The 26,466-nt window shown below is 38.0% G+C and carries 18 protein-coding genes and 1 riboswitch; of the genes, 3 read left to right on the forward strand and 15 right to left on the reverse strand.

The window, feature by feature from the left end; all coding sequences use genetic code 11:
• Positions 1-96 precede the first annotated feature (96 nt).
• Positions 97-3,252: a UvrD-helicase domain-containing protein gene (locus EG346_RS03430; RefSeq protein WP_394343278.1), complete on the forward strand. Its 3,156-nt coding sequence runs from the start codon at positions 97-99 to the stop codon at positions 3,250-3,252.
• A gap of 248 nt (positions 3,253-3,500) precedes the next feature.
• Here the strand turns inward: EG346_RS03430 and EG346_RS03435 are convergent, their stop codons facing one another.
• From EG346_RS03435 to folE, 8 genes are all read right to left on the reverse strand, one after another.
• Positions 3,501-4,010, reverse strand: coding sequence for a ferritin (locus tag EG346_RS03435; RefSeq protein ID WP_073336421.1), 510 nt, complete (start codon positions 4,008-4,010; stop codon positions 3,501-3,503).
• Positions 4,011-4,136: 126 nt separating this feature from the next.
• Entirely contained in the window at positions 4,137-4,589 is a 453-nt protein-coding gene (locus EG346_RS03440; protein ID WP_073336419.1) for a DUF4890 domain-containing protein, read from the reverse strand.
• Between the two features lie 181 nt (positions 4,590-4,770).
• Positions 4,771-5,742: a hypothetical protein gene (locus tag EG346_RS03445; protein WP_123877001.1), complete on the reverse strand. Its 972-nt coding sequence runs from the start codon at positions 5,740-5,742 to the stop codon at positions 4,771-4,773.
• 139 nt (positions 5,743-5,881) lie between these two features.
• Positions 5,882-8,536 (reverse strand): 4-alpha-glucanotransferase, encoded by a 2,655-nt coding sequence (locus tag EG346_RS03450; RefSeq protein WP_123877002.1) that lies wholly within the window; start codon positions 8,534-8,536, stop codon positions 5,882-5,884.
• Positions 8,537-8,685: 149 nt separating this feature from the next.
• Positions 8,686-9,852 carry a T9SS type A sorting domain-containing protein gene (locus tag EG346_RS03455; RefSeq protein WP_123877003.1) on the reverse strand — a complete coding sequence of 389 codons (1,167 nt, stop codon included), beginning with the start codon at positions 9,850-9,852 and terminating at the stop codon, positions 8,686-8,688.
• Between the two features lie 482 nt (positions 9,853-10,334).
• A complete protein-coding gene (gene cysS, locus EG346_RS03460) occupies positions 10,335-11,801 on the reverse strand; it encodes a cysteine--tRNA ligase (RefSeq protein ID WP_123877004.1) in 1,467 nt (488 codons plus the stop codon).
• A gap of 130 nt (positions 11,802-11,931) precedes the next feature.
• Positions 11,932-12,408 (reverse strand): hypothetical protein, encoded by a 477-nt coding sequence (locus EG346_RS03465; protein WP_123877005.1) that lies wholly within the window; start codon positions 12,406-12,408, stop codon positions 11,932-11,934.
• Positions 12,409-12,413: 5 nt separating this feature from the next.
• Positions 12,414-13,082 carry a GTP cyclohydrolase I FolE gene (folE, locus tag EG346_RS03470; protein ID WP_034725871.1) on the reverse strand — a complete coding sequence of 223 codons (669 nt, stop codon included), beginning with the start codon at positions 13,080-13,082 and terminating at the stop codon, positions 12,414-12,416.
• Positions 13,083-13,171: 89 nt separating this feature from the next.
• On the opposite strand from folE, the gene EG346_RS03475 reads away from it, so the two are divergent.
• The gene (locus EG346_RS03475) at positions 13,172-14,326 is read left to right on the forward strand and encodes a hypothetical protein (protein ID WP_123877006.1); all 1,155 of its coding nucleotides are present in this window, start codon (positions 13,172-13,174) and stop codon (positions 14,324-14,326) included.
• 50 nt (positions 14,327-14,376) lie between these two features.
• Here EG346_RS03475 and metF read toward each other — a convergent pair whose 3' ends face one another.
• The 7 genes from metF to EG346_RS03510 all read right to left on the reverse strand — a co-directional run bounded on the left by metF (position 14,377) and on the right by EG346_RS03510 (position 23,474).
• On the reverse strand, positions 14,377-15,336 hold the full coding sequence (metF, locus tag EG346_RS03480; protein WP_073336405.1) for a methylenetetrahydrofolate reductase [NAD(P)H]: 960 nt from the start codon (positions 15,334-15,336) through the stop codon (positions 14,377-14,379).
• 90 nt (positions 15,337-15,426) lie between these two features.
• Positions 15,427-18,084 (reverse strand): methionine synthase, encoded by a 2,658-nt coding sequence (gene metH, locus EG346_RS03485; protein ID WP_123877007.1) that lies wholly within the window; start codon positions 18,082-18,084, stop codon positions 15,427-15,429.
• A 140-nt stretch (positions 18,085-18,224) separates the two neighbouring features.
• Entirely contained in the window at positions 18,225-19,253 is a 1,029-nt protein-coding gene (locus EG346_RS03490) for a homocysteine S-methyltransferase family protein (RefSeq protein WP_073336401.1), read from the reverse strand.
• A complete protein-coding gene (locus EG346_RS03495) occupies positions 19,243-19,614 on the reverse strand; it encodes a four helix bundle protein (RefSeq protein ID WP_073336399.1) in 372 nt (123 codons plus the stop codon). The genes EG346_RS03490 and EG346_RS03495 overlap by 11 nt, the downstream gene beginning before the upstream one ends.
• A gap of 30 nt (positions 19,615-19,644) precedes the next feature.
• Entirely contained in the window at positions 19,645-20,805 is a 1,161-nt protein-coding gene (locus tag EG346_RS03500) for an O-succinylhomoserine sulfhydrylase (protein ID WP_123877008.1), read from the reverse strand.
• A 130-nt stretch (positions 20,806-20,935) separates the two neighbouring features.
• On the reverse strand, positions 20,936-22,474 hold the full coding sequence (locus tag EG346_RS03505) for an ACT domain-containing protein (RefSeq protein WP_123877009.1): 1,539 nt from the start codon (positions 22,472-22,474) through the stop codon (positions 20,936-20,938).
• Between the two features lie 61 nt (positions 22,475-22,535).
• The gene (locus EG346_RS03510; RefSeq protein WP_123877010.1) at positions 22,536-23,474 is read right to left on the reverse strand and encodes an alpha/beta fold hydrolase; all 939 of its coding nucleotides are present in this window, start codon (positions 23,472-23,474) and stop codon (positions 22,536-22,538) included.
• Between the two features lie 61 nt (positions 23,475-23,535).
• Positions 23,536-23,642: riboswitch (SAM riboswitch) on the reverse strand.
• Between the two features lie 188 nt (positions 23,643-23,830).
• Here EG346_RS03510 and EG346_RS03515 point away from each other — a divergent pair.
• Positions 23,831-26,446 carry an MGH1-like glycoside hydrolase domain-containing protein gene (locus EG346_RS03515; RefSeq protein WP_073336391.1) on the forward strand — a complete coding sequence of 872 codons (2,616 nt, stop codon included), beginning with the start codon at positions 23,831-23,833 and terminating at the stop codon, positions 26,444-26,446.
• Positions 26,447-26,466 lie beyond the last annotated feature (20 nt).

Raw genomic sequence — 26,466 nt, forward strand, 5'->3', positions numbered from 1 at the left:
TTTAGGATTTCTTTTTGATTTTTGCGGATCAAACTGTTAAATCGCCGCCCCGAATTGTTAAAATTTCACTTAAAAATTAGCTAACTTGCAGTCTCAATTCTAAATTCAGCAATGCAAAATTCTTATACAGTAATCAATGCTTCAGCGGGCTCGGGGAAAACATATGCCCTTGTCCAGAGGCTTCTGATGATCTGTCTACGATATCCGAATCAGCAGCAGTCGATCAGGAATATTCTTGCCCTTACTTTTACCAATAAGGCGGCGAATGAGATGAAGGAAAGAATTCTGTCGTGGCTTGGAAACTTTTCCGCAGATAATTTCGCAGAAAACGGAGATCTGAAAAATATTCAGAAAGCATTTGAGGCAGATGGTTTAAGAATCACCATTGATGAACTTCACGTGCGTTCTAAAAAACTACTGGACTATGTTCTTCACAATTACTCCACCCTGAATATCGGAACGATTGACCGATTCAATTCAAGGCTGGTAAGAAGTTTTTCCTATGAACTTGGTTTAGCTAAAAATTTCAATCTTGAAATTGATGCCGAACCATTTCTGATCGAAGCGGTAGATAAAATGCTTGACCAGATCGGTGAAAATGATAACATCTCCAATTCATTCATGGATTATGTGGATTACAGCCTGGAAAATAATGAAAGAATTAACCTGAATAAAAACCTTTATGATTCTGCAAAGGAGTTTGTAAAAGATATTCACTATGAACATCTGAAAAGTAACAAAAGCTTTGACGACACGAATTATGAGAACATAAAAAACACGCTCAGAAAAGAAATCGTACAGAATAAAAAACAGTCTGCAGATATTGCTGCGAGGTCTGTTGAGCTTTTCAGATCGAGAAATATTGAAATCGAAGATTTTGCTCAGGGTAAAAACGGAATTGGAGGATTCTTCACCAAGGTTCAGGATTTTTATACCCAGAAGAGACCCGGTTTTCCATTTCCTACGACGCAGGAAGAATCTGTCGTGAATAATTACCGAAAGGGTGCTTCATCAAAATCCAAAAGTAAGGAACCTGAAATTTTTGAAATCCTGGATCAGCTTCTTGACAACAGGATGCAGCTGATCCTTTTATATATTGAAACCCAAAAGAAAGAAAAGATTTTATCCGCTCTTCTCCCGTTAAAGGTAAATAAAGATATTCAGGATGAATTAAAAAAAATTGAGGAAGAGAACGATTTGGTTCTGCTTTCAAAATTTAATATCCTGATCAACGAAAATCTCAAAAATGAACCCTCAGCTTTTATTTACGAGAAGGTAGGCTCACAGTTTCAGCATTATTTCTTTGATGAATTTCAGGATACTTCGGAATTGCAGTGGCAGAATTTTGTTCCGCTCCGGGACCATAGTGTTTCTTCAGAAAATACCTCTTTTACGCTGGTAGGTGATCCCAAACAGAGTATCTACAGATTCCGCGGCGGGGAAAGTAAACTGATGCTGGATATCATTAATAAAAAGGAATTCTCTCCCAAACAGGCTACTCTTTTTGTTTTGAAAGACAACTGGAGAAGTGCAAAGAATATTGTTCAGTTCAATAATGAGCTGTACAGATATCATTCACAGGATCTGGAGGAAGAGCACCGGAATATTTTTGGTGAAGATGCTGAACAGAACCCAAGATCACAAATCGAAGGACGTGTCAAAGTAAGTCTGATTGAAAATCTCACCAACGACGATTTTTATCATGATACTTCTGAAAAAATGAGGAAGGATATTCAGGAAAGCCTGGATAATGGTTTTAAATTTTCCGACATTACGATTTTATGCCGTGGCAACTTTGACATTTTCAGCTATTCTCAAAAGCTGGGAAATCTGAAGGTGAAATACCGCGGAGAAGAGACAAATATCAAAACGATTTCGGATAAAGGTCTGACCCTGGAACTCTCGAATACCTTGAAAGCGGTCATCGAATTCCTACGATGGGAAATCAATCCCAAAAACAGACCGAACCTGATCATGATGATGTATTATCTGAATACACTCGGCAGAATCCACATGGAAGATTTTACGCTGGAAATGAAAGCAATCCTTGAGCTGGAAACCCACGAGGAGATTCTTCAGTTGGTTCAGGACAAATATTCGCTTCAACTGAAACAGGAAAATTTCCCAAGATTCAATCTGTATAATTTTGTGGAATATTATATCAATGAATTCGCTGTAGAAAACAAGGAAACAGATTTCCTTCTGAACTTTCTGGAAATGCTTTTCAACTTCACCCAGAATGCGGGTGCCAGCACGAAAGAATTTTTAAAATACTGGGATGAGGAAGCGTCCGGCTACACAATCCAGGCTTCAGAAAACATCGATGCTGTTCAGATCATGACGATCCACAAATCGAAAGGACTGGAGTTCCCTATTGTTTTTATACCAATGATGAATAAAAACAGAGATAGTGAGTTCACCAACTGGTTTGATACCCATCATGACGATGCTTTAAAATCGGTTAATATCAATCAATTCAGTAAAAACCTTGAGGTTTATGATGAAGAAATCGAGGCATTTAATAAAAAGAATTCCTATAAAAACCTCATCGACAGATTGTGCCTTCAGTATGTCGCGACCACCCGTCCTGTAGAACAGCTGTTTTTCTATCTTCAAAAGGCGAATAAAACCTCCAATAATCTGGAGCTGCTGGAATTCTTTAACGAAAAAAATAAGGAAGAGGCTGATGAATTTGATCTGTATGAAGTGCGTCCTGAGATGCTGAAAAAGCATTCTAAAGATAAAACATCGTTATTTAAAACCAAGGATATTCAAAACCTGAAGAACATTAATGAAAACAGGTCTTCCATTAAAATTGCCACGCCTTCCAAAAACTATCAGGTACGGAATGAGAAGGTAAGAATCGGGCTTTTCGTCCACGAATTGTTATCAAAAATCAATACGGAAAAAGATACCGCCAAGGTTCTGGAAAGCTATGTTCTGGATGGGCAGATCACCTGGGAGGAAAAAACTGAGATTCAGGAAACTCTGGTTCAGATTATTCAGAAATATGCCGAATTCTTTGATGAAAAATGGGAAGTGATCAATGAAAAAGATATTATGATCTCCGAGAGAGGACAGAGTCATATTTTCAGACCAGACCGTATTCTGAAAGGAGAAGAAGGCTATATTATTGTTGATTTTAAAACCGGTGAACAGACAGAAAAAAATGAACTCCAGATTGAAAGGTATAAAAATATTCTGGAAGGTCTGGGAAGAAAGGTTTTAAAGACGCAGCTTATTTATCTCTAGAAAAGGTTTTCCACAAAGTTTTCCACAATTCATTGTTGATAACTTCCACATAACAAAACAAAATACTGATTATCAATTAAATACATTTAGTAAAAAGATAATACATTCTCCATAACTATAAGAAAAGCCTAAAAATCATTGTGGATAAGTTTGGATTTTATCCACATTCTCCCCAATATGATATCAGTAAAAACAAAAGCGCCCGGCCGTTCTTCGAACGGCCGGGCGCTTTTACCAATATATTTTGCTTAAGCTTTTGTTGCCGGTACAAATACTCTTTGAGATAATTCCTGATCAAAAAGGTATAGTGCAGATGGATTATCACAAACCATCTTGATTTTTGTCACATACTGCGAAGCACTAGCCTCTTCTTCTACCTGTTCGTTGATGAACCACTGCATAAAAGATGTTGTTGCAAAATCACCTTCATCATTAGCGTTTTTTACAATATTAAAGATACTTCTTGTTACCTTTTTTTCATGCTCCAATGCTTTTTCAAAAATATCAGTAGCATTTTCAAACTCGTGTGGAGGTTTTGCAATTTCTCCGATGATGATCTCTCCGCCTACATCATTTAAAAAATCAAACATTTTATCCGCATGCATCAATTCTTCTTTGCTCTGAACTCTGAAATAATTTGCAATACCATCAAGGTCTTTTCCTGAAAACCAGGCTGACATAGAAAGGTAATATTGTGCTGCATATTGTTCGTGAGCTATCTGTTCGTTAATTAACGTTGCAATTTTTTCGCTGATCATAAGTATAAATTTGTAGTCAAAAATAAGCAATAAAAGCCCGAAATCAAAAGTTTTAATGAAAATTAATACAAAAAGGACGGGTATTTCCCCGTCCTTCCCACATTAAAAAATAAAAATTATGAACACTTAATTGGCTGCAGGAGCTGCAGTATTCATAGGCTTCTTCATCATCTTTCTATCCTTCATCGCTGTCTTTCTCTGCTCCATCTTCGCTTTTCTATCGGCCTGCCATTTATCATACTGATCCGGAGTCAGAATCTTCTTCATATCCGCATCCATCTGAGCTCTCTTAGCTTTCATATCCTCCATTTTGGCCTGTCTGGCGTCCTTGTTCTTATCAAAGTCAGCTTTCATTTCAGATTTTCTCTTTTCATGAAGCGCTTTGATCTGAGCTACCTGAGACGGGTTCAGGTTAAGATCTTTCTGCATCTGATCCATATGCTCCTGATGCTTTTGCTCCATTTTTTGATGCATCTCTGCTCTTTTTGCCTGCTTGTCCTGTGGAGTTGTCGTGGTCTGTTGAGCCATTGCAAAACCTCCTATTCCAATAAATGCTATTGCTAAAACTAATTTTTTCATCTTAAAAAATATTTAATTAATTGTTATATACCTTTTTGATTCATAGTTAAAAGATAAGTTAAATCAGGATATTCATAAAAAATGTTAAATTTCAATACCAAAATCACAAAATAGAAAACAAAAAAGGACAGATCCTAAAATCTGCCCTTCACACCACTTAAATATAATATATGAAAATTATTTATTTGCTTACTAATCTGTTTCTGAAACCTCCTCCATTATTATTCTGAGGACTGGAAGTTGAATTTTCAGATCGGAAACCACCATTGCTTCCTCTAAAACCTCCGTTGTTATTTTCTCTTCTTGGAGCACTTTCTCTTTTTACCTCACCGCTTCCTCTGAAACCTCCATTATTTCCAAATCCACCTCTGGTTCCGCTATTTTCAGAGCTTCCTCTGAAACCACCGTTATTTCTTCCTCCATTGTTTTCTCTACGGAAACCTCCTGTATTTTCAGATCTTCGGTCATTACCAGCCTGATTTCTGAAACCTCCCGAATTACTGCCGTCTCTTACCGGTCCTCTGAAACCATTATTTGCTCTATCGTTGGTTCGGATCACATTAAAGGTTGGATTGTCCATTCTTCGAAATCTTGATCTGTCTACTCTGTATATATTGATATTAACATTTCGGTATCTCGGCATTACCGCATATCTCGGCGCATAATAGGTTCTTCTATAATTCTGGAAGTAAGCGATCGGGCTTGCTCCCCGGTAATAATTGTTTTGGAAAACGACAAATACCCTTGGTCCTAAAATTCTTTCCAGTGCGTAGAATCGGTCATAATACCATCTATCCGGATTATATCTATAAAAATTATCCCAGGTGGAGAAACTTACATATAAATTATTCAGACTCATGATCTGATCCATCTGCCAGCGGTTCAGCCTGTTTTCTCTGAAAAAGACATTCCAGTTGATATTGGTAATACTGTTTCTGTAGTCATTATAATATCCCTGATAATAATCGCTAGGATAATAGTCCTGAGGATAGTTGTAATAATAATCGTCCGGGAAATAGTTTCTATCGTCCTCATCGGTATAACTTCCTCCGTTCTGATAATATCCGTCATCTCCCCATCCGTTATTTGGATACTGCTGGGCGGAAGACAAAGCTGCCAGCACCAAAGCTAATCCCAAAAATATTTTTTTCATCTCTATAGTCGTTAATTGGTTAATATATAGTAGAATATCTTTATTCTATCTTTTGGATATCAATAAAAAAAAGAAGTTAAATCCTAAGATCAAACTTCTTTTAAATTACAGATAACCAATTGATAATCAATTGTTAATTTTATGCTCTTCCACTATCTTTTATCCAGTAGGCAATTTTTTGATTGAACGTTTCCTTTTGTTTCAGGTCCTCAAGCTTCAGATGCATCCTGTATCGCCAGTAATGAGGGAAAACCGCAGGATTATTAATCCTTTCATTATCCGTATTCGGATTGGTAAGTTCAGGATCAGTAGCCATAAATTCCTGGATCGGAAAAATGGCCAGCATCGCATCATTATAAAGATGTTGTTTCATGATAATTTCAGCCAGATGAGAATCCATTTCGTCAGGAGCTTTTCCATACTGAACAAGCTGCTGGTTAAAGTATTTCTGGGTCAAAGCCGGATCTTCTTTCCACCACTGTCTCAGCGTAGAGCTGTCATGGGAAGAAGCCGTCACCACATTCATATAATCAGCATTTTTGGGATTATAAAACGGAATATTATCTGATGGCATACGTTGTACTTTCAGAGCTATAATTGCCAGTTCGTCCATCGCAACCGGTACACATGCAGGAACCATTCCCAGGTCTTCACCACAGATCAGCATTTTTGTGGCATTCAGAATAACCGGAAGTTTTTCCATCGCTTTTTCGTACCACAAATGATCCTGCCTTCTGAAGAAATAGTCGTGGTACAGGTCGTAGATTGCTTTTTGTTCCCATTCTGGCAAATATTGATAGGAATCGGTGCGGTAAACATTAAATCTTGGATGATATACTGTTTCACCGTTTCTTTCTTCAATAAGGAACAAAACATTCGCACATAAAGAAACAAGCTTTTCTTCCAGAGCCCTTTTCGGATTCTTTTTGAAGAAATCAGTCAGCTTTCTTTGGGTATCAAATTCTTCTTTGAATGAATATGTTCCGTCATTATTCCTGTTAATAAATTCAAGGGCCTGATGGCTGTTTTCACCAAAATACTCCCAAAGAATCCTTTCATTTATATAGGGTTTACAGTAGCGGTTAAAATCAAACGGAATATGTCTCGCTTTGAATTCTTCCAGCACAACAGGAACTGCAGGATAAAAATACCCTAAGATTCCCTGTGTAGCAGATACAGGCATTCTCCAGATTCTGAAAAAGCCTAAAATATGATCAATACGCATTGCATCAAAATACTGCTCGAGTGCTTTAAATCTGTTTTTCCACCAGCGGTAATCGTCTTCCTTCATCGCTTCCCAATTATACGTAGGAAATTCCCAGTTTTGTCCCAGTTCTGTAAACTGATCCGGTGGTGCGCCCGCCTGGAAATCCATTCCGAACAGCTCAGGTTCTGTCCATGCTTCCACAGAATACCTGTAAATACCAATCGGAAGATCACCTTTCAATGAAACCCCTAAACTGTGGATGTATTCTACAGCATCTTTCAGTTGCAGATGAAGCTGATATTGTACCCATGCATGCAGCATGGAAGCATCATAGTCTTTGCTTTTTACGGTAAAAAACTGTGAAATTTTTCCGGCAATATATTTTTTATGAGTTTTCCAGTCGTTGAAGTTGGGCGTTTTATATTTGTCACGAAGCACACAAAAAGCAGCATAGGGAACCAGCCAGTATTCATTATCCTTTATAAACTTCTTGAAGTTACGGTCTTTATAAATTTTCTCCTTTTCTGCATTGAAAACCGCTTTTAAAAACTTCCATTTCCCGGCAATTATTTTTTCATAATCAATCAGATCCAAAGTATTTAATGCTTCTTTCTCAGCATGATACTCAGAAACTAATTCTTTCGGTAAAGAAAAATCAAGATTTTCCAGTGAAATATATTGGGGATGCAATGCATACACAGAAACTGCTGCATAAGGATATGAATCCGTCCATGAATAATTAGCCGTTGTATCATTAATTGGCAGGATTTGAATAATTCCCAGATTCGTTTCATTCGTCCAGTCAGCAAGCTTTTTAAGATCTGAAAACTCTCCGACTCCAAAACCATTCTCGCTTCTCAACGAAAATACAGGAACCGCTACTCCGGCATCATGGTACATTTGATAGGACCTGAATTTAAAATAATGATCGGAAACAATTTGCAGAACATCTGCATGTGGATTAGCGAGCGTAAATCTGTTTTCACCAGTCTCTACGTCAATCACACGTCCTTCTTTTTTATCGTAGATACAATACTTATATTGAATAAATTCGTTCTCAGGAATCTCAACAGATGCTTCCCAGATTCCAAAATCAGTCTGAGAAAGATGAATCGCTTTTTCATAATTCCAGTTTCCTAAAGAAGCTGTACTTCCAAACAATACAATTGTCCAGTCCGGATTGTAAACTGGCGCTTCAATCCTGAATAAATGGGTATGCTTTTTTAAAACTACTGCCTTTTCTGGAACAAACTGATTGAGCTTGTTATAAAGAATCTTATTGTTTAAATAATTCTCGGGAAAATTCTTATTATTCCATTCATCGAAAATAATAAACTCCTTATAGTTATGAGGAAAATTAAGATGATGCAGGACAAACTCTTCTCTCTGAACGTTTCCTTTTTCGTCCGTAAGCTGATATTTGTATGAAATTGATTTTGAGAAATAATCTACCTCACATTTCCAAATGCCGTTTTCTGCATAAAATAGGGTATGAGTCTGGACCGCAGTACCTTTATCATCTACAATCAATAGCTGCAGATTTTGTCCGGCCTTTGCATTATATCCTACATTAAAGTATAATTTCATCTATATTTTTTTATAAAAATACATTTTAATATCGAAAAATAAAACTTATTCAAGATCAAATAATCATTAAAAAACCTTTCCAAAATAGGTTGAAAAGGTTTTTTATTTTCATGGATTCGAAATAAATTCCGATCCAGAACTGAAACGTTTTATTCTGTAACTAAAATTTTCTTGTTTAAAAGAATCTTACCTGATTCCTCTGCAACGCTCACAATATATGCTCCGCTCACAAGATTTTTCAGATCAACTTGCTGGTTAAGTGAACCGCCTTTTACAGACAGACTCTGTTTCAATACATTTTTGCCGGAAATATCAAAAACAGTAAGGCTGAGATTTCCTTTTACTGCTTTATCATTGACACTAATGTTGATTAAATGCTCATCTACTCTTGTAGGATAGATATCTATTGCAGATGATGTATTGACTGAAGAAGTTCTTTCGTTAGCAAAATACTTACTGGCCAAATCATAGATATGAGGTTTTTCATTACCTGGAAGAGATTTTGCCTGAAGTGTAGCCAAATCAACTTCATACAGGTTGTCCCCTTTGGCACTGGCAATGACTACTTTTCCTTTGGCATTGACTGCTGAACCATTGACTGAATAATTCTCAGGAATACCGGAAATCTTACCTACAAATTTTGCTTTTAATTCTTTTGCAATGATTTTAAAAACATTTCCTGAGGCCGAAAAGACATAAAAATTATTTTCTGCATCTCCAATCATATCACCTCCGAAACCTGTTTCCATAGCTGTAAATGAATTCTTTCCGTTCGAAGCATCATCTTTAATAATTCCGAGATCGCTCACCATATACTGACCTCCTTTTTTACTGATTTGCAAAAGTTGCGTCCCCGCATTGTTAAGAGCATAGATATTACCGTCATATCCTGCCGTCATTCTCGTGATATGCGAGTTGACATCACAGGATGTTACTTTTGATACGGCATTGTCCACCAATGTAATTTCTTTTGTCTTCGCATTTAAAACATAAATATTGGACGAAAACATAGGCATATACACGAGGTTGTTGTTCAATGGATCATAAGCCAGAGCTGCCATTGTAACTGCCTGCGAATGGCTGTAGGAGTTTTTATCTTCCACAATACTCCCTTTTCTTTCCTGAGAGAACACCTTTGCCGCACTATCAGCAGAGAATATCTTTTCTCCTGAAGTACCGTTCGCCGCATCCATCACACGGAAATCACTGAAAATAATGCTGGAAGTATCTTTTCCTGCAATCGCAAAAAATTCCTGCTGTGCATGAGCATTGGCGCTTATCGCAAGCAAAAAAAGAGGGAATAAATGTTTTTTCATAGTATATAGAATTTAGATTCGTAATGATTTTAGTATGACTAAGTTACATAATTTCTCTATTGAATCATAAAAAAACTGCAGCATTCACATAATATTTACACTCATTTAATGTAAACATTGGTATTATGATATTTTATTTTTTCTAAAACATAAATAGCACAATTTTTTTCACAAATTCCACTATTGAAAGACTATACTATTCGTACTAACCGTGAAAGAATTTCTGGAATTCGTGTGTTTAAACGCAAAGGTTGATTAATTCAACTGTATATTCAATGAAGTAAAGATTGCCGGCTCCACCACCGTGAGTAAGTTTTCCGTATTAGATATGCTCTATCTGCGAGAGACGGACAAGATGATAGGAAATCACTAAAATATGAGCATAAAAAAACTCCCGCAGATCACACAGATTACAACAGATTGATATGATATTATCTGGAGAATCGAAGTGAGCTGCGGGAGCTGTATTATTTATTTTTAGTTTAATTCAGAACGTAACTTGTTCCGTCTCTTCCATCTTTTAATTCAATACCTTCAGCAAGCAGTTTATCTCTGATCTGATCTGAAAGGTCAAAGTTTTTTGATTTTCTCGCCTGATTTCTAAGCTCAATCAAAACCTTTAAAGTCTGATCAAGTTTCTCATTATTATTCTCTTCTATATTCTGAAGTCCTAAAACATCAAATACCAATGCATTCAATGTCGATTTTAAATCTTCAAGATTTTCAGAAGAAATGGTCTCTTTCTCGTCTTTTAAAGCGAAAATATATTTTACGGCTTCAAATAAATGGGCAATCAGAACCGGAGAGTTGAAATCATCTGTCAAGGCATCGTAACATTTGTTTTTCCACTCTTTAAGATCAAATCCAGACTGTTTTTCGTTATCAGGAGCAATAGAGTTCAATACTTTGATCGCTTCCATTAATCTGATAAACCCTTTTTCACTGGCAATCATCGCGTCATTGGAGATATCCAGCACACTTCTGTAATGTGCCTGAAGGAAGCAGAAACGCACGATCGTAGGATGGAAAGGTTTCTCAAAGAAGTCGTTTTCTCCAGTCACTAACTGCATCGGAAGAATGTAGTTCCCTGTAGATTTACTCATACGCTGGGAGTTCATCGTCAACATATTGGCGTGCATCCAGTAATTAACCGGAGCCGTATCATTGCAAGCTTTTCCCTGGGCAATTTCACATTCATGGTGTGGGAATTTCAAATCCATTCCGCCACCGTGGATATCAAATTTCTCACCTAAATATTTCGTACTCATGGCAGTACATTCCAGGTGCCATCCCGGAAAACCTTCGCCCCAAGGGGAGTTCCATCTCATAATGTGAGCAGGCGATGCTTTTTTCCATAAGGCAAAATCCTGTGGATTTTTCTTTTCACCCTGTCCGTCAAGATCACGGGTATTGGCAAAAAGCTCTTCGATATTACGTTTTGAAAGCTCACCATAATTCAGACCTCTCCTATTGTATTCCAGAACATCGAAATACACAGAACCATTGCTTTCATAAGCAAAACCTCTTTCGATAAGCTTTTGTGTTAACTCGATCTGCTCTACAATATGACCAGTGGCTGTAGGTTCAATATTGGGAGGAAGAAGGTTGAACATTTCCAATACTTTATGAAAATCTACCGTATATTTCTGTACAATTTCCATAGGTTCAAGCTTCTCCAGACGGGTTTGTTTAACGAATCTGTCGTTCTCAACATTTCCATCGTCTGTAAGGTGGCCCGCGTCAGTAATGTTTCTCACATATCTTACTTTATACCCTAAATGAATCAGGGAACGGTAGATAAAATCAAAGGAAAGGAAGGTTCTTACATTTCCCAAATGCACATTACTGTACACGGTAGGTCCGCAGACATACATTCCGATATTTCCTTCTAAAATGGGTTTAAATATTTCTTTTTCTGCTGTAAGCGAATTGTATATTTTTAATTGCATCGTTTTGTTTTTTTGATGTAATGATTTTAAGTTTAGTTTTAGAATTTATTAAAGGGCTGAAGCCGTTTAACGAAAGCATTGACAGCAGCAACAAATAATGGTTGTTACAAAAATCTTATCCGAAACTTTTTTAAATTTTATCATTACTTATATTTAACACATTAGATTTTGAACTTCCAATGTCATCCCTTAAAATTAAGATATTTTTATAAAACTCTGTCAATACCCGATTTCCTCCAATAAAGGAATAATCAGTTTTAGTATTGATAAGAGCTATTAATTCTTTTTCAAATCTATGTAAATTTCCAAATTCTTCTTCAAGATCCGCTAAATTTAATGGATAACCTGGACTCAAATTTACTTTTTCTAAGTTTTTTCTCCGAAAAATTTTAATTAATAAATCATAAATTTCAATATCCCGGATTTCAACCTTCTCAATTTCATCTTCAAAATTATAGGTAATGGAAACATGATCCTTTATCTGAGAGAAAATTTCAATGATATTTTTTTCATTTTTTATCGTAATTACACCTTCGTAATACAATATGTCATGATGATATCTTTCAGAAAGTAATCTGATATTCTTCTTTATGATCTGATCAATCATTGATCTTAATAATCCAGTTTAGCATGACTTCCCACATAATGCAGGAATTCCTGTCTGGTAATAGGATTGGTTCTGAAAATACCACTCAATTCTGCCGTGATGGTAGAACTTGCGGTATCTTTTATCCCTCTGCAGTTGACGCATAAATGTTTTGCATCAATAATACAGGCCACATCTTTTGTACCCAATGCTTCTTTCAAAGCATCTACAATCTGCATGGTCAGTCTTTCCTGAACCTGCGGTCTTTTTGCATAGTAATCCACAATCCTGTTGATCTTGGAAAGGCCAATCACTTCGCCGTTTGAAATATAGGCTACGTGGGCTCTTCCGATAATCGGCAGAAAGTGGTGTTCACAGAATGAATATACAGTAATATCTTTTTCCACCAACATCTGGCGGTATTTGTATTTATTGGAAAACGTGGAAATTCCCGGTTTGTTTTCAGGAAGAAGTCCTCCAAAAATTTCATTCACATACATTTTGGCAACACGCTTCGGTGAATCCTTCAAAGAATCATCCGTCATATCCATCCCCAGTGTTTCCATAATCTCACCAAAAAGTTCGGTGATTTTTTCTATTTTTTCCTGTGGCGATTTATCAAATGCATCTTTCCTAATAGGCGTATGTTCTTTTCCAGTGAAAATATCATCGTCGTTATCGGTAAAATCAACCATTTTTATTTAATTTGCAACAAAAATACGGATAAAATCTGTTCATCGATTTCTATTTGAACGAAAAACATTGTCCATTCTCAACTTAGCCTATGATTATTGTCGAAGAAGTACAGAACGAAACCCAGAAAAAGAAATTTTTAGAATTTCCCGCCCAACTTTACCAGCGCGACAAAAACTATATCAGACCCCGAAATCAGGACATTGAAGAAATCTTTGATCCTGAAAAAAATAAATCTTTCGAGGACGGAGAATGTACACGGTTTTTATTTAAAAACAAACAGAATGAGACGGTAGGAAAAGTGGCTGTTTTTATCTCTGGTCTTTATGAACAGAAACAGCCTACCGGAGGAATTGGATTCTTTGACTGCATTAATGATCAGCAAACCGCCGATTTTATTTTTGACCATTGTAAAATGTGGCTTCAGCAAAGAGGGATGGAAGCGATGGACGGTCCGATCAATTTTGGGGAACGGGATAAATTCTGGGGACTCTTAACGGAAGGTTTTGCGGAACCGCTGTTTGGAATGAACTACAATTTCCCTTACTACAAAGAGCTTTTTGAGAACTACGGTTTCAAAATGTATTTTGAGCAACTTTGTTTTTCACGGCCTATTTTCGCTGATGTTTCCCGGATTTTTACGCTTATGCATACCAAGCACAGCCGAAATCCCGCGATTTCAGCAAGACCGATGAAAAAGAATGATCTTCCAAAATTCGCGAAAGATTTTACCGAAATTTATAATCAGGCCTGGGCTGCCCATGGCGAAGGCAAGCGGCTGGAGGAAGCAAAGGTTCTGAAAATGTTTAAAACCATGAAACCTATTATCAATGAGCATATTTCCTGGTTCGTGTATGAAAATGAAAAACCTATTGCCATGTGGATGAATCTTCCGGATGTGAACCAATGGTTCAAATACCTGAACGGCCGGTTTGGAATTGTGGAAAAGCTCAAATTTTTGTGGATCAAACAATTCACCAAGAATGAAAAAATGGTAGGGCTTGTTTTTGGGGTGGTTCCGGAATGGCAAAAGAAAGGGATTGATGGGTACATGATCTGGGAAGGGACTCAACATCTTAGAAAACATACAGATTTCAAAACAACGGAACTCCAGTGGATCGGAGATTTCAATCCTAAAATGATAAAAATAGCAGAGAGTCTTGATACTACTGTTACCAGAAAACTTGCTACCTACCGGTTTTTATTTGACCGCGATCAAGAATTTGAAAGACATCCTATCCTTTAAATAAAAAACCCTGCCGTTGAACAGCAGGGCTCCTTTCATTAAATACTCTATTAGAATAGCTCTCCGGCTACTTTTTTAATATTATCGCTTTTCCCCATGGAGTAAAAGTGCAGTACAGGAACTCCGAAATCAAGCAGTTCTCTGCATTGGGTAATGGCCCATTCTATTCCGATCTGTTTTACCGCTTCATTGTTTTTGGCTTTTTCCACTTCATTGATCAGTTCTTCAGGAAGATCGATCTTGAATATCTGTGGCAGAATTTTTAAATGTTTTTTTGTAGCAATGGGTTTAATTCCCGGGATAATCGGTACGGTAATTCCCATTTCTCTGGCTTTGGTCACAAATTCAATAAATCTTTTATTGTCAAAAAACATCTGGGTAACGATATAATCTGCTCCGGCATCTACTTTTTGTTTCAACCATTTCAGATCATAATTCATAGAGGGGGCTTCCATATGTTTTTCAGGGTAACCTGCCACTCCTACACAAAACTTATTGAGTTCATCACAGGCTTTCTCATCATTGTGAAGGTATTTCCCTCTTCCTAAATCATTGATCTGATGGACAAGATCCATGGCGCTGGCATGGCCTCCCGGTGTAGGCTCGAAATATTGATGCCCTTTCATGGCATCACCTCTCAAAGCCATGATGTTATCTATTCCCAGATACATACAGTCTACGAGAAGGTATTCTGTTTCTTCTTTGGTAAAACCTCCGCACAGAAGATGGGGAACGGTATCTACGTTATATTTATGCTGGATCGCAGCACAAATCCCCAAGGTTCCGGGACGCATTCTTGTGATACGGCGTTCCATGAGGCCATTGCCTTTATCAAGATAAATATACTCTTCTCTGGAAGTGGTAACATCAATAAATGGAGGTTTAAACTCCATGAGCGGATCGATGTTGGTGTACAGATCTTCGATTCCAATTCCCTTCTGGGGCGGAACCACTTCCAGGGAGAATAAGGTCTTCCCGTTTGCGTTCTTAATGTGTTCAGTGATCTTCATTTTATAGTTTAGTTATTTTTTGTTGATGGTTGCCAGCTGACGAGCTGTTGGTTCCCGGTAGAATGACCTGAACCAATCTGTCGTCAACTTTTAAGCTAGATTCGGAGATAACCACCTTCTTGCTTCGTCTATGGAACATCCTCTTCTTTTCGCATAATCCTGAAGCTGATCTTCGGTAATTTTTCCAAGACCAAAATATTTGGCATGCGGACTTCCGAAATAATATCCGGAAACGGCTGCTGTAGGAAACATGGCAAGACTTTCGGTGAGGAAAACTCCTGTATTTTCTTCTACTTTTAAAAGATCCCAGATGGTTTTCTTTTCCAGATGATCCGGACAGGCAGGATAACCAGGCGCAGGACGAACTCCTTTATATTTTTCTGCGATCAAATCTTCATTGCTCAGGCTTTCCTGATTGGCATAGCCCCAATATTCTGTTCTTACTTTTTTATGTAAAAATTCCGCGTAGGCTTCTGCGAATCTGTCTGCAAGAGCTTTTACCATGATGGCATTATAGTCGTCGTTGGCTTTTTCATATTCATCCGAAAGTTCATCGGTTCCAAATCCGGTACAGACACAAAAAGCCCCAACATAATCCGTTTTCCCTGAACTCTGTGGTGCTATAAAATCACTTAATGCCAGATATTCTTTCCCTTTAGAGCGTTGTGCCTGTTGTCTTAAGGTTAGAAACCTAGCCTGCTCTTCATTATTTTCATTAAAGATTAAGATATCATCGGTCTCATTTGAATTGGCTTTGAAAATCCCGAAGATGGCTTTTGCCTTGAGTAATTTTTCATCAAGAATTCTCTTTAAAATAACCTGTGCATCTTTAAACAATTCTTTAGCCTGAACGCCCACCACCTCATCTTCGAGAATACCCGGATATTTACCATGAAGATCCCAGCTTCTGAAAAACGGAGACCAGTCGATAAAAGGAAGCAATTCATTCAAATCCTGATCTTCCAGTACGGTTACTCCTAAATTATTCGGTGTAAAGATCTCCTCATTTTCCCAGTCGATACTGAAATGACTTTTTCTGGCTTCTTCAATGGAAACATAATCTTTATCTACCTGTCTGTTCAGGAACTTCTCACGGAAATCAGAGTATTCATCTTTCAGCTCTGATACATATTCTTTGTTTCGGTCTCCAAGCAATGAGCTCACTACATTCACTGCTCTGGAAGCGTCATTCACATGAACAACCGCATTTTTATATTTTAAATCGATTTTCACAGCGGTATGTGCTTTTGAAGTTGTAGCACCACCGATTAATAAAGGAAAATTGAGATTTTGTCTTTCCAATTCGGAAGCGATGTATACCATTTCATCGAGACTTGGTGTGATCAGTCCGCTTAATCCGATCACATCAACCTTATGATCTATAGCAGCCTGAATAATTTTTTCAGCTGGAACCATTACTCCAAGGTCAACGATTTCATAATTATTACAACCCAAAACAACACTCACAATATTTTTACCAATGTCATGAACATCACCTTTTACCGTCGCCATCAGAATTTTTCCGTTGGCTGGTCTTGAACCGTCTTTCTGAGCCTCAATAAAAGGTTGAAGATAGGCTACTGCTTTTTTCATTACCCTTGCAGATTTTACCACCTGTGGAAGGAACATTTTTCCGCTTCCGAAGAGGTCTCCCACAACCCCCATTCCGGTCATCAGGTTAATTTCAATAACATGTAAAGGTTTTTCAGCAATCTGTCTGGCTTCTTCTACATCTTCTTCTATAAAACGGTCGATCCCTTTTACCAGAGAATGGGTAATTCTTTCCTGCAGAGGCCTGGTTCGCCATTCAAGTTCTTCTACGATCTCTTTTTTAACCGATTTATTCTTTTCAGAATAATCCAAAAGTCTTTCTGTAGCATCTTCTCTTTTATCGAGAATGACATCTTCTACAAGCTCTAATAATTCTTTATTAATTTCGTCATAAACTTCCAGCATTGCAGGATTCACGATTCCAATGTTCATTCCTGCCTGAATGGCATGATAAAGAAATACCGAGTGCATTGCTTCTCTCACGGTATCATTTCCACGGAACGAGAACGAGACATTACTTACACCACCACTTACGGAAGCGTAAGGAAGATTCTGTCTAACCCATCTTGTTGCTTCAATGAAGTCGATGGCATTTCTTCTGTGCTCATCCATTCCCGTTGCCACCGGGAAAATATTCAGGTCAAAAATGATATCTTCTGCCGGAAAACCCACCTGGTTAACCAAAATATCATACGACCGTTTTGAAATTTCAAGTCTTCGATCATAATTGTCTGCCTGACCTTCTTCATCGAAAGCCATTACGATCACTGCGGCTCCATATCTTTTGACCGCTTTAGCCTGTTTGATGAATTCTTCTTCACCGCCTTTTAAACTGATAGAATTCACCACACATTTACCTTGTGCGACCTGCAGTCCTGCTTCCAGGATCTCCCATTTGGAAGAGTCTATCATCACCGGAATTCTTGCAATATCCGGTTCTGAGGCTATTAAATTCAGGAATTTGATCATCGACGCTTTTCCGTCGATCAGTCCGTCATCAAAATTGACATCAAGGATCTGTGCACCTCCATCTACCTGATTTCTGGCAATATCAAGTGCTTCAGAGAATTTTTCCTCTTTTATCAGTCTTAAAAACTTTTTGGACCCGGCAACATTAGTCCTTTCACCAACATTGATGAAATTACTTTCCGGTGTTATGATAAGAGGCTCAAGGCCTGATAATCTTAAATATTTCATTAATTTTTTATTCTGCTAAATTATAATAGGCACTGTCCGCATTCGGTCTCTGCAGATCTCTAGCTCTGCCTAAAGTGGTAAACAGCGGAAACTTTTTATAAGCCAGCTTCTATTCTTGTTTTAATTTAAAAACGGCCTGATCAAACAAATTCTTTTGCTTTTCTTGGCGGATATTGCGCCACCAAATCTGAAATTGCTTTTATATGATCCGGCGTCGTACCACAGCATCCGCCAATAATATTGATCAGTTTTTTCTCAACATATTCCTTAATCTGTCTTGCCATATCTTCCGGTGTCTCATCATATTTCCCGAAAGCATTCGGAAGTCCGGCATTCGGATAAGCAGAAATATAAAAGTCAGAATTATGAGCCAAAGTTTCCAGATAAGGGGTAAGCTGATCTGCACCTAAAGCACAGTTAAATCCTACACTCAATAAGTTAAGGTGTGAAACTGATATCAGGAAAGCTTCTGCGGTCTGCCCGCTCAATGTTCTTCCTGAAGCATCAGTAATTGTTCCGGAAACCATGATCGGAATTTTTATATTCCTTTCTTCCTGAAGCTCATCAATGGCAAACAATGCTGCCTTAGCATTCAGGGTGTCAAAAATGGTTTCTACCAAAAGGATATCTGAACCTCCATCCAGCAAAGCTTCACACTGTTGTTTGTATGCTACTCTTAATTCTTCAAAGGTGATGGCTCTGTATCCCGGATCATTAACGTCGGGACTTAAGCTTGCTGTTCTGTTGGTGGGTCCAATGGAACCTGCTACAAATCTTGGTTTATCAGGATTTTGGGCGGTAAATTCATCACAGACTTTTCTGGCAATTTTCGCTGATTCATAATTCAGTTCATAGACCAGCTCTTCCATGTGGTAATCTGCCATGGCAATGGTAGTTCCTGAAAACGTATTGGTTTCAATAATGTCTGCCCCGGCTTCGAGGTACTTTCTATGCACTTCTTCGATGGCCTGAGGCTGGGTCAGAGAAAGCAGGTCATTATTTCCTTTTACGGAATGTTCCCAGTCTTTGAAACGTTCTCCGCGATAATCTTCCTCCTCGAACTTATATCTCTGAAGCATAGTTCCCATAGCGCCGTCCAGAACGAGAATTCTCTTTTCCAGCTGAGCATTAAGAGATAAAAGTTGAGCGTCTTGTCTGCTATTTTTCATGTTCTATTTTCTTATAATGATTGATAAATCCGCTGATAAGCTTTTTACATAAAAGTATTTTTGAGGTTACTTTCTCAAAATCCTTTTTAGAGATTTCGTTCTGACCTAAGGACAAACAAAGCTGTGTTTCAAGTTCGTACAAAGATCCTCCGGCAATATGCAGAAACTGGAGCGGATCTTTTGAAATCCGGGTTCCGCATCCTTCGGCCATATTCAATGGAACTGAAGTCACTGCTCTTCTGATCAGGCTGGTAAAATCAGATAATTCTTTCCTAAGATTCTTTTTGGTGAAACTGTCTAGTAGTACAACCAATTTCCTTCCTTCATTCCAAACCTCCAACTGTGTATAATCTCTGCTCATATGTATCAACTTTCAACGATTAATTCTCAACTAATCTAAAGCCTGCTTCAGGTCAGCAATAATATCATCTATATGTTCCAGACCTACCGAACAACGCACAAGCCCTGCCGTAATTCCGACTTCATTTCTTTCTTCTTCGGTCAGTTTTGAATGCGTGGTTGATGCAGGATGTGTTACGATAGTCCTTGTATCTCCCAAATTGGCAGAAAGCGAACACATTTTTATTCTATCCAGGAAATTTCTTCCGCCTTCTATTCCACCTTTGATTTCAAATGCGACAATATTACCTCCCAATTTCATCTGCTTTTTCGCTACTTCATAACTTGGGTGAGATTTTAAAAATGGATATTTAGTGAGTTCTACATTGGGATGGCTCTCTAAAAACTCTGCGACCTTTAATGCATTCTCACAATGCTTTTCTACACGGATAGCCAATGTCTCCAGGCTTTTCGACAATACCCAGGCATTGAAAGGTGACATTGCAGGTCCGGTATTTCTTGCAAAAAGATAAATCTCCCTGATCAGATCAGCTTTTCCTACGGCTACCCCACCCAATACTCTGCCCTGTCCATCAATAAGTTTCGTTGCAGAATGAACAACAACATCTGCACCATATTTAATAGGCTGTTGAAGATAAGGCGTTGCAAAACAGTTATCTACAATAAAAATAAGATTATGTTTTTTTGCAATTTTTCCAAAAAATTCAAGATCCAGAATTTCAATAGCCGGATTGGTAGGGGTTTCAAGATACAGGATCTTGGTATTGGGCTTAATATATTGTTCAACATTGTTGGCATCTTCCGCTTTGAAATAGGTCGTTTCAATATTCCATTTCGGGAAATACTTCGTAAATAAAGTATGGGTAGATCCGAAAACTGACTGACAGCTTACGATATGGTCTCCCGCATCCAGTAAAGTGGCAAATGTGGAATAAATAGCTGCCATTCCTGTTGCAAATGCATATCCTGCTTCTGCTCCTTCCATTGTAACGATCTTATCTGTGAATTCAGTCACATTGGGATTGGAAAAACGGCTGTAAAGGTTTTTAGATTTTTCTTCAGCAAAGCTCGCTCTCATATCTTCTGCATCCTGAAAAATAAAACTGGACGTAAGATATAGCGGTGTAGAATGTTCATCAAACTGGGTTCTTTCAGTTTGGGTTCTTATGGCGGAGGTTTCAAAATTTTCCATATAGTTTATATAAAATGTACCAATATATCAGTATACCAATCTACCAATGAGATTCTCTATGAGTTTAGAATGACCGTTGTAGTACTATTTATTGGTAAACTGTTACATTGATACATTGTTAAATTATCTTTTATTTAGTTTCACTTACTCTTAAAATATCACCGAAAACACCTCTTGCGGTCACCTGAGCGCCGGCACCGGCTCCCATGATCACAATCGGGTTTTCTCCATAACTTTCTGTATAAATCTCAAAAATGGAATCCGAACCTTTAAGCTGGCCTAAAGCAGAACTTCCCGGTACAGAAACCAATTTTACGTCAAGCTGTCCTTTGTCTTTCTGAAGGTCTCCATGAAGATCTCCTACATAGCGAAGTACATGTCCGGGCTCCTGCCCTCCTTTTATTTTCTGGTATTCTTCATCCAGTTCATCAAGTCTTGAGATAAATTCATTTTTATCTACAGAGAGAAGATTTTCCGGTATTAAATTCTGGATATCAATATCCTGGAATTCATTGATCAGGTCTAACTCTCTAGCAAGGATCAGAAGCTTTCTGGCGACATCATTTCCTGACAGGTCTTCACGAGGATCAGGTTCTGTATATCCTTTTTCCATGGCTTCTCCGATGATGGTTGAAAACTTATCGTTTCTCACAGAGAAATTATTAAAGATATAGCTTAATGAACCGGAGAATACTCCTTTGATCCGGGTGATGTTTTCACCTGAAAGGTGCAATAGTTTTATGGTATCAATTAATGGAAGACCTGCTCCTACATTAGTTTCATAAAGATAACGTCTGTTATTTTTACTCAACGTATATCTTAGTTTACGGTATTCCTCGATGGGAAGTGTATTAAAAATTTTATTGGAAGAAACCAGATCAAAACCGTTTTCAGCAAGGGCATGATAGTTTTTCACAAAATCTTTACTCGCAGTATTATCAACAACGATAAGATTTTCCAGCTGATTTTCTTTTGAGAAGCTGATCAGCTCTTCAACATTGGATGGATGTTGTGCTGTTAAAACCTCATCATTCCAATCTGCATTAAAGCCTTTTTTATTGAAAGCAATTTTTCTTGAATTGGCTACTGCCACTACCTTAAGGTCTATTTTTTTACGTCTTCTGATTTCTTCTGAAGACCGCAATACCTGTTCTATTAAAGTTTTCCCCACGTTTCCATGACCAATAATTGCCAAATGAACGGTTTTAGGTTTATTGAAAATTTCAGATTCAATAACATTCTTCGTTTTTTCATCCTGTGAGGAGGTCACTACAATATTGACTCTGTTTTCTCCTGCAACCTGGTTTAAAAGAAGAGGGAAAACATTATTTCTGGCCAATTCTGCCAAAACTTTATTGAAATCTTCCGCTACAAATCCAAGTACGGAAACATTATTAATGCTATAGATCTGTGAAACCTTTCCTGATTTTCTTTCTGCTTCAAATTCATCAATCAGACAGGCAACCGCTTTTTCTGCATCTGCCTCATTGACCAGAATAGAAAGTCCGTTTTCAATAGCCTGCTGGGAAATTACCCCTACACTGATTCGCGCTAAGGTAAGCGCCTTAAAAATCCTTCCGTCGATCCCGATTTCACCTAAGAAATCTTCTCCTTCAAATTTGATGATTGATCTGTTTTTTAAAAACTTAATCTCTTTCGCATTTTTCATCTGTTTCTAATTTTTTGTTTGTCATTTGTCAGATAAAACTTCGCTTCCGCGCCATTTCATTCTACAAAATATTATTTATGATATTATTTAATTGTTCGTATTCCATTAAGAAGGCATCATGGCCATGAATAGACTGTATCTCATGATAGAAAACATCTTTCTTTTTCGCCTTCAGCTTTTCAAAGCACATTCGAATTTCTGAGGCAGGAAAGAATAAATCTGTATCTACAGCGATCAGGTGCATTCGTGCTCCGATTTTTTCCAGTTGATCTTCGTGGGTATTAATATTCATCAGCAAATGATTCATCAGCTTATAAGACTCTAAACTAAATCTATCGTTTAATGAATTACCGTGATAGACAAGCCAGTCTTCTGACTCTAGCCGCTGATTTCCCTGATGATATCTGTTTTGAAATCTGTCATTTAAAGACTGGGGAGTTCTGTAACACAGCATAGCGTGAATCCTTGCTTTCTGCAGAGGTTCGTCATTTCCGTTCAGCAAAAATTTCTGAACCAGACACTGTGCGTGAAGCCAGTCATGCGTTTTAAAATCGCAGGCAATGGGGATGAATATCTCTGCGAGCTGTGGCTGTCTGGAAAGCATTTCCCAGGCAATTCCTCCTCCGAGAGAGCCTCCAATAATGGCATATATGTTTTTGATATGTAAAGCTTCGAGCCCTTTCAAAAATATTTGAGCAATATCTGAAGGGGTGAAGTCTTCGTATTCGTCAATTAAAAAATGATCATATCCGTTTCCGGGGATATTGAAACAGAGAACTGTGTATTTATTCGTATCGATCACATGATTTTCACCAATCAATTGTTTCCACCATCCTTTTTCTCCGGAGACATTTGAATTTCCGGTTAAAGCATGATTAACCAATATAAGAGGTGCGGTAAACAGGTCTTTCCCGAAGATCTGATAAGTCAACGGGATATGGTATTCCTTTTGGGAATGATTCTGATACGAAAGATGTATATAGTTTAGTTCTGTTTTCAATTCTATTATTATTTTAATACAATTGAAAATGCCACAGGAAATGGCTGAAAAGAACTTCAGTAAGTTATCTGTCCAAAATAAATTGGTAGAACGTAGCACCTTCTTTGCTTGCACAAAGGGTTGCTAAGGTTTCATAGGGTCTAATCCCTCAACCTTTCTTGATAACATTTTCAATATTTGAATGAACGCTCTGCAAAGATAAGTCTTTTCTTTTTAATTTTTCAAAAAAAAATATTTAATATTAAAAAAGCCTGTAATGATAAGTGTTTCAAGGCTATGTTAAGAATTCTTCAGATGAAAGGAATTGGAATTATTTTTCAAAAAAACTACCTTCGTATTGAAAAAAGTGATGAAATATGATTGTTGAAAAAGAAAGATTACAAGATTCCAAATGGAAAAACTGGGGTCCGTACGTAAGCAACCGGCAGTGGGGAAATGTACGTGAAGACTACAGCCCGAACGGAAATGCATGGCATTACGCCAACCATAATAATGCAGAAAGCTACGCCTACAGATGGGGAGAAGAAGGCATCGCCGGAATCTCTGATGTGAAACAGATTTTCTGTTTTGCATTTTCATTCTGGAACAAAAAAGATAAAATAGTCAAGGAACGTTTCTTCGGACTGAGTAATCCTCAGGGAAACCACGGGGAGGATATTAAAGAGATCTTTTATTACCTGGATAATACGCCTACTCATAGTTATATGAAAATGGTATACAAATATCCGATCAATGCATTTCCCTATGATGATCTGGTGGCTGAAAACGGAAGACGAAGCAAAAAGGAACCTGAATACGAGATTTTTGATACGGGAATTTTTGACAATGATGAATATTTTGATATTTTCATTGAATACTGTAAAGCGGATCACAATGATATTCTGGCAAGAGTAACGGTTCATAACAGAAGCAAACAAGATGCTCCTATTGTAATAGCACCGACTGCTTGGTTCAGAAATAACTGGAAATGGGGCTACAATACTTATAAAGGACAGATGAATGCTTCGTTCGACGGATGCATTGATATTAACCATGACAGCATCTCGATCAAAAAAATCTATTCGAGAAATCTGGCAGCGAAAAGTGCGTTTTGTGAAAATGAAACCAATGCCCCTAAATTGTATGGAGCGCCTTATACCGGAAATACGTACTTCAAGGACGGAATTAATGATCATATCGTTTATGGAAGTAATACGGTAAATCCTGAAAAACGAGGAAGTAAAGGTTCTTTTATCATTGATGATTGTATTGAAGCTGGACAATCGAAAACTTTTGATTTCAGGCTATGTCCTGAGGAAATTGACGGTCCTTTTGATCAGTTTGACGAGATCTTTGCCAGAAGAATTGCTGAGACGAACGAGTTTTATCAGGAGATTCAGAGTGAAACGACGAACGAAGATGAAACGAATGTCCAAAGACAGGCTTTTGCAGGACTTTTGTGGAATAAACAGTTCTATCATTACAATGTAGGAAAATGGCTGAAAGGCGATCCAAATCATAATGCTCCGAGAAATTTCAACGACTATGTAAGAAATACGGAATGGAATCACCTTCACAATAAGGATATTATTTCGATGCCTGATAAATGGGAGTATCCATGGTACGCCACCTGGGATCTCGCATTTCACTGCGTTCCTTTTTCTATCATTGATGCTGAATTTGCTAAAGGACAGCTTCTTCTTTTGACCAAGGAATGGTATATGCATCCGAATGGACAGCTTCCTGCTTATGAATGGAATCTGAGCGATGTGAATCCACCTGTACATGCATGGTCCTGTTTCAGGGTTTTTAAGATCGATGAAAAACAAAACGGTAAACCCGATCTTTTATTTCTGGAAAAAGTTTTCCAGAAACTTCTCCTGAATTTTACCTGGTGGGTCAACAGGAAGGACCAGAGCGGAAATAATATTTTTGGTGGTGGTTTCCTGGGACTGGATAATATCGGGGCTTTTGACCGTAATATGGAACTGAAGGACGGACAGCATCTGGAACAGGCGGACGGAACGAGCTGGATGGCGATGTATGCGCTTAATATGATGCGGATAGCGATGGAACTTGCGCAGTATTATCAGGTGTACGAAGATATGGCTATTAAGTTCTTTGAGCATTATCTGTATATCGCGGAAGCAATGGAAAATTTAGGGGATGGCAAAGAAGGCCTATGGAACGAGGAAGACGGCTTTTTCTATGATGTGTTGCAACTGGGTAACGGAGAAAGTGTTTCTTTAAAATTAAGAAGTATTGTGGGGTTGATCCCAATGTTTGCCGTAGAAATCATCGATCATAAATTATTGGATAAGATGCCAAATTTCCAGGCAAGAATGGAATGGGTATTAAAAAATAAACCTGAGCTTACAAAGCTGGTTTCGCACTGGGATGAGGAAGGACAGGGCAGAAAACACCTGATGAGTATCCTGCGTAAGAACAGATTGACCAAGGTTTTAAGGAGAATGCTGGACGAGAAAGAATTTTTAAGTTCCTATGGAATCCGTGCGATGTCAAAAGTCTACGAGGAAAATCCGTTTGTATTTTCAGTTCACGGTACAGAAAATGTGGTCTACTATACTCCTGCCGAAAGCGACAGCCGTATGTTTGGAGGAAACAGCAATTGGCGTGGCCCGATCTGGTTCCCTATCAATTTCCTGATTGTGGAAAGTTTACAGCGTTTTCATTTTTACTATGGCAACAGTTTAAAAGTGGAATTCCCAACGGGAAGTGGTGAAAAGAAAAATCTGGATGAAGTGGCACAGAATATCAGCAAAAGACTCTGCTCTTTATTTTTAAAGGATGAAGACGGACAGCGACCTTTCAACGGCGGAAATGCCAAGTTCAATTATGATGAACATTTTAAGGATTACATTACGTTTTTTGAATATTTTCACGGGGATAATGGCCGCGGTGTAGGAGCTTCCCATCAGACCGGATGGACAGCAACGGTAGCCAAGCTTATGAAACCCAGATTAACGGTATAAAATAAGAGGCCGGCCCAAAT

It is taken from the genome of Chryseobacterium carnipullorum, from assembly GCF_003815695.1.
In the GTDB taxonomy this organism is placed as follows: domain Bacteria; phylum Bacteroidota; class Bacteroidia; order Flavobacteriales; family Weeksellaceae; genus Chryseobacterium; species Chryseobacterium carnipullorum.

Excerpts from the sequence above, each read along its gene's own strand:
- EG346_RS03435 (WP_073336421.1), bottom strand. The coding sequence starts at position 4,010 with ATGATCAGCGAAAAAATTGCAACGTTAATTAACGAACAGATAGCTCAC.
- cysS (WP_123877004.1), bottom strand. The coding sequence starts at position 11,801 with ATGCAATTAAAAATATACAATTCGCTTACAGCAGAAAAAGAAATATTT.
- EG346_RS03505 (WP_123877009.1), bottom strand. The coding sequence starts at position 22,474 with ATGAAAAATGCGAAAGAGATTAAGTTTTTAAAAAACAGATCAATCATC.
- EG346_RS03440 (WP_073336419.1), bottom strand. The coding sequence starts at position 4,589 with ATGAAAAAATTAGTTTTAGCAATAGCATTTATTGGAATAGGAGGTTTT.
- EG346_RS03490 (WP_073336401.1), bottom strand. The coding sequence starts at position 19,253 with ATGAAAAATAGCAGACAAGACGCTCAACTTTTATCTCTTAATGCTCAG.
- EG346_RS03450 (WP_123877002.1), bottom strand. The coding sequence starts at position 8,536 with ATGAAATTATACTTTAATGTAGGATATAATGCAAAGGCCGGACAAAAT.
- EG346_RS03500 (WP_123877008.1), bottom strand. The coding sequence starts at position 20,805 with ATGGAAAATTTTGAAACCTCCGCCATAAGAACCCAAACTGAAAGAACC.
- metF (WP_073336405.1), bottom strand. The coding sequence starts at position 15,336 with ATGAAGATCACTGAACACATTAAGAACGCAAACGGGAAGACCTTATTC.
- EG346_RS03495 (WP_073336399.1), bottom strand. The coding sequence starts at position 19,614 with ATGAGCAGAGATTATACACAGTTGGAGGTTTGGAATGAAGGAAGGAAA.
- EG346_RS03465 (WP_123877005.1), bottom strand. The coding sequence starts at position 12,408 with ATGATTGATCAGATCATAAAGAAGAATATCAGATTACTTTCTGAAAGA.
- metH (WP_123877007.1), bottom strand. The coding sequence starts at position 18,084 with ATGAAATATTTAAGATTATCAGGCCTTGAGCCTCTTATCATAACACCG.
- EG346_RS03445 (WP_123877001.1), bottom strand. The coding sequence starts at position 5,742 with ATGAAAAAAATATTTTTGGGATTAGCTTTGGTGCTGGCAGCTTTGTCT.
- EG346_RS03455 (WP_123877003.1), bottom strand. The coding sequence starts at position 9,852 with ATGAAAAAACATTTATTCCCTCTTTTTTTGCTTGCGATAAGCGCCAAT.
- folE (WP_034725871.1), bottom strand. The coding sequence starts at position 13,082 with ATGGTTGATTTTACCGATAACGACGATGATATTTTCACTGGAAAAGAA.
- EG346_RS03475 (WP_123877006.1), top strand. The coding sequence starts at position 13,172 with ATGATTATTGTCGAAGAAGTACAGAACGAAACCCAGAAAAAGAAATTT.
- EG346_RS03515 (WP_073336391.1), top strand. The coding sequence starts at position 23,831 with ATGATTGTTGAAAAAGAAAGATTACAAGATTCCAAATGGAAAAACTGG.